At 71.6% G+C, this 12258-nt stretch carries 13 protein-coding genes; 6 read left to right on the top strand and 7 right to left on the bottom strand.

The genetic code is table 11. The annotated features are described in order from the left end of the window. Position 1 precedes the first annotated feature (1 nt). From OG959_RS30815 to OG959_RS30785, 7 genes are all read right to left on the bottom strand, one after another. The gene (locus OG959_RS30815) at positions 2-691 is read right to left on the bottom strand and encodes a lysoplasmalogenase (RefSeq protein ID WP_326663744.1); all 690 of its coding nucleotides are present in this window, start codon (positions 689-691) and stop codon (positions 2-4) included. Further along, the gene (locus OG959_RS30810; protein ID WP_326663743.1) at positions 688-1572 is read right to left on the bottom strand and encodes a sterol desaturase family protein; all 885 of its coding nucleotides are present in this window, start codon (positions 1570-1572) and stop codon (positions 688-690) included. The genes OG959_RS30815 and OG959_RS30810 overlap by 4 nt, the downstream gene beginning before the upstream one ends. 104 nt (positions 1573-1676) lie before the next feature. Further along, entirely contained in the window at positions 1677-2390 is a 714-nt protein-coding gene (locus OG959_RS30805; RefSeq protein ID WP_326663742.1) for a VIT1/CCC1 transporter family protein, read from the bottom strand. Between the two features lie 25 nt (positions 2391-2415). Then, a complete protein-coding gene (locus OG959_RS30800; protein WP_326663740.1) occupies positions 2416-3642 on the bottom strand; it encodes an amidohydrolase family protein in 1227 nt (408 codons plus the stop codon). After that, positions 3639-4919, bottom strand: a complete 1281-nt coding sequence (locus OG959_RS30795) for an amidohydrolase family protein (protein WP_326663738.1) — start codon at positions 4917-4919, stop codon at positions 3639-3641. The genes OG959_RS30800 and OG959_RS30795 overlap by 4 nt, the downstream gene beginning before the upstream one ends. Positions 4920-4936: 17 nt before the next feature. Beyond that, positions 4937-5821: an SDR family NAD(P)-dependent oxidoreductase gene (locus OG959_RS30790; RefSeq protein ID WP_326663737.1), complete on the bottom strand. Its 885-nt coding sequence runs from the start codon at positions 5819-5821 to the stop codon at positions 4937-4939. Next, positions 5818-6618: an acetoacetate decarboxylase family protein gene (locus tag OG959_RS30785; protein ID WP_326663735.1), complete on the bottom strand. Its 801-nt coding sequence runs from the start codon at positions 6616-6618 to the stop codon at positions 5818-5820. The genes OG959_RS30790 and OG959_RS30785 overlap by 4 nt, the downstream gene beginning before the upstream one ends. Before the next feature lie 112 nt (positions 6619-6730). Here OG959_RS30785 and OG959_RS30780 point away from each other — a divergent pair, with 112 nt between their 5' ends. The 6 genes from OG959_RS30780 to OG959_RS30755 all read left to right on the top strand — a co-directional run bounded on the left by OG959_RS30780 (position 6731) and on the right by OG959_RS30755 (position 12248). Beyond that, complete coding sequence (locus OG959_RS30780) at positions 6731-7375, top strand: TetR/AcrR family transcriptional regulator (protein WP_326663733.1); 645 nt, start codon at positions 6731-6733, stop codon at positions 7373-7375. Between the two features lie 29 nt (positions 7376-7404). Beyond that, entirely contained in the window at positions 7405-8409 is a 1005-nt protein-coding gene (locus tag OG959_RS30775) for a DEDDh family exonuclease (protein ID WP_326663732.1), read from the top strand. A gap of 64 nt (positions 8410-8473) precedes the next feature. Continuing rightward, positions 8474-8707, top strand: a complete 234-nt coding sequence (locus tag OG959_RS30770) for a hypothetical protein (RefSeq protein WP_078852816.1) — start codon at positions 8474-8476, stop codon at positions 8705-8707. A 71-nt stretch (positions 8708-8778) separates the two neighbouring features. Further along, positions 8779-9582: an SURF1 family cytochrome oxidase biogenesis protein gene (locus OG959_RS30765; RefSeq protein WP_326663730.1), complete on the top strand. Its 804-nt coding sequence runs from the start codon at positions 8779-8781 to the stop codon at positions 9580-9582. Positions 9583-9676: 94 nt separating this feature from the next. Beyond that, positions 9677-11488 carry a glycoside hydrolase family 15 protein gene (locus OG959_RS30760; RefSeq protein ID WP_326663728.1) on the top strand — a complete coding sequence of 604 codons (1812 nt, stop codon included), beginning with the start codon at positions 9677-9679 and terminating at the stop codon, positions 11486-11488. A gap of 4 nt (positions 11489-11492) precedes the next feature. After that, positions 11493-12248 carry an SDR family oxidoreductase gene (locus OG959_RS30755; protein ID WP_326663727.1) on the top strand — a complete coding sequence of 252 codons (756 nt, stop codon included), beginning with the start codon at positions 11493-11495 and terminating at the stop codon, positions 12246-12248. Positions 12249-12258: the final 10 nt, after the last annotated feature.

Below are 12258 nucleotides of genomic sequence, written 5' to 3'. Positions count from 1 at the left end.
CTCAGATGCTGATACTCCGCTCACGGTACGCCCCGAGGACCGCACCGGCCCCTTTCGCCCCCGGTGCGAGCACGCCGAGGGTCAGCAGGCACTGCGCCGCGACATAGGTGAGCATGACCCAGAAGTCGGGGGCGGGCGGCTGCGGCCAGTCGGCGATGCCGGTGGCGATCAGCGCGTCGGAGAGCAGGAAGAGCGCACCTCCGGTGGCCGCGTACCGGCCGAGGACGCCGGAACGGCAGGCCATGGCGGTCAGCAGCAGGCTGTAGCCCGCCATCGGGACCCGCAGTCCGGCCGGCAGCCCGTCCCAGATCAGGACGGTGAAGACGGTCAGGACGACCGCGTACCCGATCCCGGGAAGCAGTGCCCCGCGGGTCCGGCCGAAGAGCCGCAGATAGCAGACGTGTCCGGCCGCGAAGCCGCCCATCCCGACGAGGAAGGCGAGGTCGGCGTCAGCCAGCAGGAACACGTCCCCGATCCAGCCGCAGAGCAGGGCGGCGATCAGCAGCCGGGGCCCGCGCCGGGCGGCGGCGTACGCGGCGAGGAGCGGCATCAGCAGCGGCTTGGCGACGAGGTGGACGGGTCCGGTGTCGGTGAGGACCCCGACGAGGTCGGCCGCGCACGCGAGGAGGAAGGCGATGAGCAGGGGGCGTACGAGACGCTCCCGCCGGTCCGGGGACGGGCCGGCGCTCATCCGGTGCGTTCCCGTGCGGGGCCGGCCGTGGGGCTGTCCACGGTGAGCCCGGCAGGCTTCCAGCCGGGTCCGCAAAAGACCCGCCCGGCCCGCTCGCTCCAGCTGCCCGCCGCGCGGACGTCGCGCGCGATGGCGGCGTACTCGTGGGTGGCGACCCGCAGCGGGTTGAACGTGCCGATGTTCTTGGTGAGCCCGAACACGGGCCGCTCCGTCTCTGCGGTGAAGGACCCGAACCACCGGTCCCACACGATCAGGATGCCGCCGAAGTTCCGGTCGAGGTAGCCGCCCTGGGAGGCGTGGTGGACCCGGTGGTGGGAGGGCGTGTTCAGGACGTACTCGAAGGGCCGGGGCAGCTTGTCGATCCGCTCGGTGTGCACCCAGAACTGGTAGACGAGATTGACCGAGGAGCAGAAGGCCAGTGCCGCCGGGTGGACGCCGCACGCGATCAGCGGGAGGTAGAACGGCCAGACGGTCAGCGAGGTCCAGGGCTGGCGCAGCGCGGTGGAGAGGTTGAACTTCCGGCTGGAGTGGTGGACCACGTGGCAGGCCCAGAGGATCCGGATGACGTGGTGCCCGCGGTGGGACCAGTAGTAGAAGAAGTCCTGCCCCAGGAGCATCAGCGGGACGGTCCACCACAGGAGCGGGATGCTGAGCGGGGTCAGTTCGTAGACCGCGGTGTAGATCGCGACGATGGGCACTTTCCACAGCAGGTCGAAGGCCAGACTGCCCAGCCCCATGGTGATGCTGGTGGTGGCGTCCTTCGCCTCGTAACCGGCGGCGTCCTCGTCGGGGTGGAAGTGGTGGAGCGCCATTTCCAGGACGGTGAGCAGGACGAAGGCCGGTATGGACCAGAGCACTACATCGGGCAGGTTCGTCGGCATGCCTGCACCGTAGAGCCGCAGGTCGGCCCCCGACTAGACGTTGTTACCAACAAGTATGCGAGACATGCTGTCAGCAGTCTTTGGCACCTTCCGACAGGAGGGGCTCAGACGCCGGCCGCCCCCAGCAGCTCCCCCGCCACATATGTCACGGCCATCGCCACCGCTCCCCCGCCCATGTTCCGCAGCACCGCCGGACCCGCCTTCGCGTCGCCCAGCCGGGCGCTCCACCAGCCCGTCAGGGCCAGGGCGGCGAGGACCGACAGCACGGTCACCGGCAGGCGCAGCGACGAGGGAGGGAGCACGATCGCCAGCAGGGGCAGCAGCGCGCCCACCGTGAACGCGAGGAAGCTGGCGCCCGCCGCGTGCCACGGGTTCGTCAGCTCGTCCGGGTCGATGCCCAGCTCGACCTCGGCGTGGGCGCGCAGCGCGTCGCGTTCGGTGAGCTGGACGGCGGCCTCGCGGGCCACCTCGCGGCTGAGCCCCTTGCCCTCCAACAGGCCGGTGAGCTCGGCGAGTTCCGCCTCCGGTGTTTCCTGGAGCTCCCGCTTCTCCGTCGCCAGCGCGGCCTTCTCCGAATCGCGCTGGGTGGAGACGGACACGTACTCGCCCGCCGCCATCGACATGGACCCGGCCAGCAGCCCGGCCAGTCCCGCCGTCAGCAGCGTGCCGCGGTCACCGGTGGCGCCCGCGACGCCGACGACGAGGCCGGCGGTGGAGACCACACCGTCGTTGGCCCCGAGCACCGCGGCGCGCAGCCAGTTCAGCCGCGCGCCCAGGCCGTTGCCGTGCGGTTCGTGGTGCGCCTGGGTATCCGTCACCCGGGGATGGTCTCACTTCCCGGCGTCACCAGACCCGCACCGACCCACCCGGCGCGAAGGCGGGGCTGGTGGCATCCGGCGGGACCTCCTTCAGGGGTTCGGCGATCTCCTCGACGCTCGGTCCCACGGTGGCGGCGATACGGTCCAGCGCCGGCAGGTCGAATCCGTAGACGCGGGCCGCGTTGCCGCCGGTCATGGCGGCGATCTCCGCGGGCGGCAGCCCCGCGTACGCGATCCGCAGGCCCTCCCGTGAGTACGGGGCTGTGCCCTCGTCGTGCGGGTAGTCGCTGCCCCACATGATCTTGTCGAGGCCGATCCGGTCGCGCAGCGGCACCTCGTGCGGGCGCATGAAGCTGGCGCCGACGAAGCAGTTGTCGCGCCAGACCTCGCTGGGGCGCGCGCCCATCGAAGCCGACAGCCCCGCACCGAACTTGGACTCGGCGGTGGCCGCCCGGGTCGCCGCTGCGACCAGCCGCCCGTGGTAGTAGTCGAGCATCTCCACGATGCCCGGGATCCAGCCGGAGCCCTGTTCGGTGAGCACCAGCTTCAGGCCGGGGTGACGGCGGAACGCGCCGCCGAAGATCAGGTGCCACAGCGCCCGGTGCGAGAACCACGTCGTCTCGACCATGAAGACCGCGCGGGCCGCCGGTTCGTCGCCGAGCGGCGGGGACGCGGAGCCGCCGTGGTGGTTGACGGGGACGTCCAGCTCCGCGCAGACCGCCCAGAGCGGGTCGTACACCGCGGAGTAGAGCTCCGGGATGCCGGAGCCCGGCGGGGTGCCGGGCAGCAGGATGCCTCCGGTGAGGCCCGCCTCCTTGGTGCGCCGGACCTCGCGCACCGCCTCGGCCGGATCGTTGAGGAGGATCTGCGCGACGCCCGCCCGACGGCCCGGTGCGGCGGCGCAGAAGTCGGCGAGCCAGCGGTTGTGGGCGCGGAGCCCCGCCCAGCGCTGCTCGTACTCCTGGCGGGAGGGTGCGGGGGCCATCAGGGAGGCCGACGGGAAGAAGGGCGGGATGGTGTTGGGGAAGACGACTTCCGCGACGATGCCGTCCGCCTCCAGGTCGGCGAGGCGGCGGTCCGAGTTCCAGTTCCGGTCGGCGGTGTCGGCGACCAGGTCCTCGTACGGGTTGACGTAGGTGGCCGCCCAGGCGTCGAAGTCGTCGTGGTGCCCCGACTCCAGGTACGGCTTGTAGTCGAGCAGGTCGGCTCCGGCGTGGCAGTCGGCGGAGATGACGGTGTAGCGGTCCGTCATGACGCCCCCAGGACCGGGAAGTCGTGGTCGGTCAGCCAGTGCCGGCCGACCTCGCGCGAGCGGGCCCAGGACGCCTCGACCCCGGCCTGATCGGTGCTCTGGCCCAGGTCGGCGGGGGTGGGACCGATGCGTGCGGCAAGGGGGGCGAGCTTCTCCGTGTCGAAGCCGAAGACCTCGGCGGCCGCGAGGCCCAGCATCACGCGGGTCTCGGCTACGGGAATGTCGTGGAAGGTGTTGCGCAGCCAGTTCGCGGTGTTGGGCCAGGTGCCCTCGGGGTGCGGGAAGTCGCTTCCCCACAGGATGTTGCCGACGCCGATCTCGTACCGCTGGGCGAGCTCGCGGCGTTTGGTGTTGGTGGCGCAGATGAAGACCTGGCGGTCGAGGTACTCGTGCGGCGGACGCTTCAGTTCGGCGAACGGGGAGAGCTTCTTGCCGCCGTGGGCGCCGAGGTAGAGCCGGTCCATGAACCACAGCAGGTTCGGCAGCCACCAGCAGCCGGACTCCGCGACGCCGAACTTCAGCCCGGGATGCCGCTCGAACGCGCCCGACCAGAGGAGGAACCAGAGCGGGCGGGACGGCCACCAGGTGACCTCGGAGACGTAGATCCCGAGGTGGTCGCCGTACTCGTGGCGCGGCGCCGCGCCGGAGTGGGTGACGATCGGCATCCCGGTCTCGGCGGCGGCCGCCCACACCGGGTCGTAACGGCGGTCGTGGTAGGGGGCCTTGTCCACCCACATGGAGGGGATCATCAGGGCGCCGAGGCCGGACGCCTTCGCCCGGTGGATCTCGGCGACAACCCGGTCGGCCTCACCGGTGACGGGCAGCAGGGCGACACCGCAGTGGCGTTCGGGGTGCTGCGCGACGAACTCGGCGAGCCAGCGGTTGTGAGCCTGCGCCCCGGCCATGCCCAGTTCGGGGTCCTGGTCCCCGGAGAGGCCGAGGCCGACCCCGAAGGGGGCCGCGGTGCGGCTGTCGACGGCGTCCGCGTCGGGGAAGACGACCTCGGCCGCCACCCCGTCGCCGTCGAGCTCCTTGAGACGCTGCGTCGCGTCCCAGCCGCCCCTCAGTCCTTCCTCGTTGTCGTGGAACCACTTGTCGGCGAAGGCCTCGTTGCGCACGCCCAGGCGGGTCATCTCCTCGCGGCGGCGGTCACGGCCGGCCAGGAAGTCGTCGAACTCGCGGTGGAAGCGGCTGTCCAGGTAGGGCCGGTACTCCTCGGTGGGGAGTCCGGCGTGGCAGTCGGAGGAGATGATCAGGTACGGGTCGTCGTGGGTCATCGCTGGGTCCTGTCCCCTCAGTCGAGTATGAAGTTCTCCAGGTAGGACGGGTTGGACCGCTCCAGCATCGACTGCGACCTGGCGCGGATCTGGCGGTCGCTGTGCTCGCTGTCGGGCAGCATCCAGAAGCGGTCGGCCCGGATCCCGTCCACGACGGTCGCGGCCACGTCCTCCACGGGCGTGAACTCCACCTCGTGGCCGCCCGCCTTCATGGCCTTCTCCCACTGGTCGAGGCTTCGGTACGGGGTCCTGCGGGGGCGTTCCTTGGCGTACCGGCCGGGCCGGTTGCGGTGCGACTCCCACAGCCCGGTACGCAGCATGTGCGGGCCGGGGAAGAGGACCGAGGCGCCGACCGCCGCGCCCTCCGCCTTCAGGTGCGCGTACAGCGACTCGGTCATCGTGACGACGGCGGACTTGGTGACGGCGTACACGGACGCGGTGGGCAGCGGGGCGATCCCGCCGTCGCCGGACGAGGTGTTGACGACGTGGCCGGGGCCGCCGTCCGCGATCATGCGCGGCAGGAAGGCCTGGATGCCGTGGAAGACGCCCCACACGTTGACGGCGAACGCCCACTTCCAGTCGTTGGGCTCGTGCTCCCACATCCGGCCCTCGGCTCCCGAGCCGACCCCGGCGTTGTTGCACAGCACGTGCACGGCGCCGAAGGTGTCGTACGCGGCCTCGGCCAGTGCCTGTACGGAGTCGCGCTCGCTGACGTCGACGGGCCGGGCCAGCACCTGTGCGCCCTCCGCACGCAGTTCACCGGCCGCCTTGTCGAGTGCCCCCTCCTCCACGTCGGCGAGGACGACCTTGAGTCCCTCGGCCGCGAACCTCCGGGCCATCGCGAGTCCGATGCCGCTCGCGGCGCCGGTGACGACGGCGACCTGCCCCTCCTGAAGCCTCATCGGACGCTCCCTCGCGGCGGGCCGTCGTGGATCTGCTGCGGGTCGTCGTAGCGCTGGTGGATGTACGGCAGGAGCGCGTCGGCGCTCACCCGTTCGACGGCCCGGCCCTGCTGGTCGCTGGTCTTCTCGCCGATGGTGATGTCGAGGACGCGGCGTACGGGAAGGTCGGCGACCGGGTCGTACAGGGACTCGCGCAGCACCACGTCGCCGGTGATCCGCTCCAGCCGGCGGACCTTCTCGTGGCGGGTGCAGTGGATCAGGACGGGGTCGGCGTCGAAGCCCTCGCCGTCCACCGCGGGCAGGAACTTGAAGTAGAAGTCGAGCTTGGTGGCCGGTGCGGGCAGCGGGAGCGGTTCGCCGACCGCGCCGCGGATCTCGACGAAGGCGATGCCGTGGCGGGCGAGCGAGGCGTGCACGACGAGTCCTTCGCGCTCCACGCTGACCTCGCCGAGCTTCTTCGGCTCGCCGAACACCTCACGGCCTCCGGTCAGGGCACGTTCATGGGTCATCGGCATGACCAGCGGGTACCAGCCCTCGTGCCCGTCATGGACGGCGGCGACGGCGACGGAGCCCGCGCCGAGCGGATAGCCGGGGAGATCGACCTTGCTGATGTTCGCCCGGACGAGCGGGCGGGCGGGGGGTTTCAGGGGCGGTGGGAGGACGGCGGCCACCGCGTCCGGATCGCTCTCCCAGACGGCGGCGACGCCGGTGGACCAGATGTCGGGGAGCCGGGAGCGGGCCTCGCGGGCCTCCGCGATCTCGGCCTCGGTGCGCGCGCCGTACCGTACACGTGCCATGCGGTGCCACCCTTCTCGGTTGTCCGCGCCGGGTTCTGTAACACAGTTACACCGGAGCCCGTGAAGGGTAAATAGCCGTGCGTGTAACGGAGTTCTGAAGACCGGAGGAGCTGTGGCGCGATCGTCGCTGACCCGCGAGGAGGTCCTCGCGGCCGCTGCGGGACTCGTGAGGCAGCACGGTCCGCAGACCCTCACCATGCGCAGACTGGCCGCCGAACTGGGCACCGCCGTCACGTCGATCTACTGGCACGTCGGCAACCGCGAGTCGCTGCTGGACGCCCTGGTCGAGCGCACCGTCCAGGAGATGGGCACCCTCCGCCCCACCGGCCGCACCCCGGCGACCAGGATCGTCTCCGTGGCCCGCGGGCTGCGCCGGGAGCTGCGCGCCCGCCCGCATCTGATCGCGATGGTGCACGAACGGGGACTGACGGAACGCATGTTCCTGCCGGCCCAGCAGGCGCTCGCCCACGAGGTGCACGCCGCCGGACTGCGCGGCTCCCGGGCGGCGGACGCGGTACGGGCGGTGCAGTTCCACACCGTCGGCTTCCTGCTCGTCGAGCGCAACCGGGAACGGTCCCCCGTGCAGTCGCCCGCCGAGGGCGATCTGTGGAGTGCGTCGACGGCCGGCGGCGACCCGGCACTGGCCAGAGCGCTGGCCCGGCCGGCCGACCAGGAACGGCTGTTCGTCACGTCCGTACGCGCCCTGGTGGACGGGCTGCTCATCGGCGGCAGGAACCCGGGGGTGACGGCCGAATAGGGAACTGTCGGTGGCGGCCCGTATTCTCTGTGACCATGCTCGACGACCGCCAGACCGCAGCACCGTGGCCGACCGCCTACCCCCAGGGGTACGCGGTCGTCGACGTGGAGACCACCGGCCTCGCGCGGGACGACCGGATCATCTCCGCCGCCGTCTACCGCCTGGACGCCCGGGGCAACGTCGAGGACCACTGGTACAGCCTCGTCAACCCGGAGCGTGATCCCGGCCCCGTCTGGATCCACGGGCTGACGAGCGATGTCCTGGAAGGCGCCCCGCTCTTCCCCGAGGTCGCCGCGCAGCTCTCCGAGCGGCTCGCCGACCGTGTGCTCGTCGCGCACAACGCCGCCTTCGACTGGTCGATGCTGGCTCGGGAGTACGCGCGGGCCTCGGTGATCGCCCCCGTCCAGCAGCGGCTGTGCACCATCGCGCTCTCCAAGGAACTGCGGCTGCCGCTGCCCAACCACAAGCTGGAGTCGCTGGCCGCGCACTTCGGCGTGGTGCAGGAGCGCGCGCACCACGCGCTGGACGACGCCCGGGTGCTCGCCGAGGCGTTCCGCCCCAGCCTGCACGCGGCGGCGCGGGACGGCATGCGGCTGCCGCTGCTGGAGTGCCGGCCGCTGACCGAGTGGTCGGACTCCCCCGTCACCCCGCGGATCGGCTACCAGTCCTCGTACGGGGCACAGAACAGCTGGCGGCCCTCGCGCAAGCGTCCGGCCTGCCCGTATCCGAACCCGGGTCGGTACGAAAAGGAAAAACCTCTCATGCAGGGCATGCGGGTGGCGTTCTCCGGCGACACCTCGATCGACCGCGAGCTCCTGGAGGACCGGGCCGTGGAGGCGGGGCTGCATGTGGCGACGAGCGTCTCCCGGCTGACGAGCCTGCTCGTCACCAACGACCCGGACGCGGCGACCTCGAAGACGGTGAAGGCGAAGTCGTTCGGCACGCCGATCGTCGACGAGAGCGCCTTCACCCATCTCCTGCGGGACGTGGCCGCGTCCACCAAGGTGCCGGCGCCGACGCCGTCATCGGAGTGAACCGGGGGCGACTCGCCCGCCCGCCGCTCGCCCGTCGCCGCCCCGGCGTCCCACCCTGTGGCGCATGGCACGTTGCGAGGTATGCGGAAACGACTACGGGATGTCCTTCGAGGTGCACGCGCAGGGCGCGGTGCACGTCTTCGACTGCTTCTCCTGCGCCATTCACCGCATGGCGCCCATCTGTGAGCACTGCCGGGTCCAGGTCATCGGCCAGGGTGTCGAGGTCGACGGGCACTGGTTCTGCGGCGGCCACTGCGCCCGCGCGGAGGGGAAGGTGGGCATCATCGACAAAGTCTGAGCACCGGGCACCGCGCGCCCGCCCCCACCCCCTCCGCGATGCACCCCGTGACGCAGTTGTACCGTCATGGGGTGTACCGCTTCCTGTTGACCCGGCAGTGGCTGATTCTCGCCCTCATCGCCCTCGTCATGATTCCGACGATGGTCGAACTGGGCTTCTGGCAGCTGCACCGGCATGAGCACAAGGTCGCGCAGAACGCCCTGATCACGCACAACCTCAAGGCGAAGCCCGTGCCGGTCGCGGGACTCACCTCACCCGGTCATGTCGTTCCGCGCGCGGACTACTGGCGTGCGGTGACGGCCACCGGGACGTACGACGAGAAGCACGAGGTCGTCGTCCGGCGCCGCACCGCCATCGACGGCTCCATCGGCGTCCATGTGCTGATCCCGTTCGACCTCAAGGGCGGCGGCACGGTCATGATCAACCGCGGCTGGGTCCCGTCCGCCGCCGACCAGCACGCCTTCCCCGACGTACCGGCCGTGCCCAAGGGCGAGGTGACCGTCACCGGGCGGCTCAAGGCCGACGAGACGACGAGCGCCAGTGGCATCAAGGACATCTCGGACCTGCCGGACCGCCAGGTGATGCTGATCAACAGCGCCCAGCAGGCGAAGCTCCTCTCCCGGCCGGTGCTCGGCGGCTACATCGAGCAGACCGGGCCGGAGCCGAAGGGCGACTCGCCCGAGCTGATCGAGGCTCCCGACGACAGCTCCATCGGCCCGCACATGGCGTACGCCGTGCAGTGGTGGCTGTTCGCCGCCGGTGTCCCGGTCGGCTACGTGGTGCTGGCCCGCCGGGAGAAGCGCGACCGGCTCGCGGCGGCGGCCGAGGCCGCCGAGCGGGCCGATGCGGCGGAGCCCGAGCCGGCGAAGGCCTGACGGCACGTCGGGGACGGCGTCCGCGGGGGTGACACCCGCCTCTCCTGACCCCGTGACTGCTTAGCGGGCGCCAGGTTCGGGAACACGCCAGAACGTGACCCCACGCATCGAGGACTACGCCCTCATCGGCGATCTCCAGACAGCCGCCCTGGTCGGCAGGAACGGTTCTGTCGACTGGCTGTGTCTGCCCCGCTTCGACTCGGGCGCCTGCTTCGCCGCGCTGCTCGGCGACGAGGAGAACGGCCACTGGCGCATCGCCCCGAAGGGCGCGGACACCTGCACGCGCCGCGCCTACCGCGGTGACTCCCTCGTCCTGGAGACGTTCTGGGAGACCCGCACCGGCACCGTCAAGGTCATCGACTTCATGCCGCAGCGCGACCACGAGCCCGATGTGATGCGGATCATCGAGGGTGTCAGCGGCACGGTCGACATGGCCTCGGTGATCCGGCTGCGCTTCGACTTCGGCTCCGTCGTGCCGTGGATGCGCCGCTCGCAGGGCCAACGGGTCGCGGTCGCGGGGCCCGACTCCGCCTGGCTGCGCAGCGAGCCACCCGTCAAGACCTGGGGCCAGCAGTTCTCCACGTGTTCCTCGTTCAGCGTCTCCGCGGGTGAACAGGTGGCCTTCGTCCTGACCTGGCATCCCTCGCACTCGCCGCGCCCCGATCTCGTCGACCCGTACGAGGCACTGGAGAACACCCTGTCCGACTGGGCCGAGTGGTCCGCCCGGTGCACGTACGAGGGGCCCTACCGGGAAGCCGTGATCCGTTCGCTGATCACCCTCAAGGCGCTCACCTTCGGTCCGACCGGCGGCATCGTGGCGGCCCCGACCACCTCGCTCCCGGAGGACATCGGCGGCGTACGGAACTGGGACTACCGTTTCTGCTGGCTGCGGGACTCCACCCTCACCCTCGGTGCGCTGACCTCGGCCGGCTATCTGGAGGAGGCCGCAGCGTGGCGTGACTGGCTGCTGCGCGCGGTCGCCGGGGACCCGGCCGACCTGCAGATCATGTACGGACTCGCGGGCGAGCGCCGGCTGCCCGAAGCGGAACTTCCGTGGCTGCGCGGTTACGAGAACTCCGCCCCGGTCCGGATCGGCAACGCCGCGGTGCGCCAGCGCCAGCTCGACGTGTACGGAGAGGTCATCGACTCGCTCCGGCTGGCCCGGGCCGCGGGCCTGGACGACGCGCCGCACGCCTGGAGCCTCCAGCTCAGCCTCCTCGGCTTCCTGGAGTCCACCTGGCGCGAACCGGACGAGGGGCTCTGGGAGATCCGCGGCCGGCGCCGCCACTTCGTGCACTCCAAGGTGATGGCCTGGGTGGCGGCCGACCGCGCGGTGCGCACCCTTGAGGAGGACCCCTCACTCCCCGGCGACGCGGACCGCTGGCGGGCGATGCGGGACGCCGTGCACCGTGAGGTGTGCGAGAAGGGGTACGACCCGGCGCGCAACACGTTCACCCAGTCGTACGGGTCGCGTGAGCTGGACGCCGCGACGCTGCTGATCGCCCGGACCGGGTTCCTGCCGCCGGACGACCCGCGCGTCATCGGAACGGTGGACGCCGTCCGGGACGAGCTGGGCAGCGACGGACTGGTGCGCCGCTACAGCACGGACAGCACCGCGGTCGACGGACTCCCGGGCGGCGAGGGCGCGTTCCTCGCCTGCTCGTTCTGGCTGGCGGACGCGTTGCGGATGACCGGACGCACCGACGAGGCCACCGAACTCTTCGAACGGCTGCTCGCGCTCCGCAACGACGTGGGGCTGCTCGCCGAGGAGTACGACACCGCGGCCATGCGCCAGCTCGGCAACTTCCCGCAGGCCTTCAGCCACATCGGGCTGGTCGGCACGGCGGTGGCACTGGCCGAAGCGCAGGCCGCCGAGGACGGGACGCGGGGGCAGGAGGCAGGATAGGACCATGGATCTTGGACTGAAGGACCGTGTGTACGTCGTCACCGGAGCGACCCGGGGGCTGGGCAACGCCACGGCACGCGCCCTGGTCGCCGACGGCGCGAAAGTGATCATCACCGGCCGCGACGAGAAGAGCGTCCGGGAGGCCGCCGACGAGCTGGGCCCCGACGCCGTCGGACTCGCGGCCGACAACGCCGACCCGGACGTGGCGCAGCGGCTGGTGGAGTCCGCGCAGGAGGGGTTCGGCCGGCTCGACGGCATCCTCATCAGCGTCGGCGGCCCCGCGCCGGGCTCCGCCGCGGACAACACCGACGCCCAGTGGCAGTCGGCGTTCGAGTCGGTGTTCCTGGGCGCGGTGCGCCTGGCCCGGACGGCGGCGGCGGCGCTCGGCGAGGGCGGGGTCATCGGCTTCGTGCTCTCCGGCTCCGTCCACGAGCCGATCGCCGGGCTGACCATCTCCAACGGACTGCGCCCCGGCCTGGCGGGCTTCGCGAAGTCGCTGGCCGATGAGCTCGGCCCGCGGGGCATCCGCGTGGTGGGCGTGCTGCCGGCCCGTATCGACACGGACCGGGTCCGTGAACTCGACGCGCTGTCCGGCAACGCCGCGGCCTCGCGCGCCGCCAACGAGGCGGCCATCCCGCTGCGCCGCTACGGCACTCCGGAGGAGTTCGGCCGGACCGCCGCCTTCCTGCTCTCGCCTGCCGCCTCGTATCTGACGGGCATCATGGTGCCGGTCGACGGCGGATCCCGGCGCGGCTTCTGAACCGCTCCCG

Source organism: Streptomyces sp. NBC_00385 (assembly GCF_035917155.1).
GTDB classification, from domain to species: Bacteria; Actinomycetota; Actinomycetes; order Streptomycetales; family Streptomycetaceae; genus Streptomyces; species Streptomyces poriferorum.
This window is presented reverse-complemented; position numbering and strand designations above follow the sequence as displayed.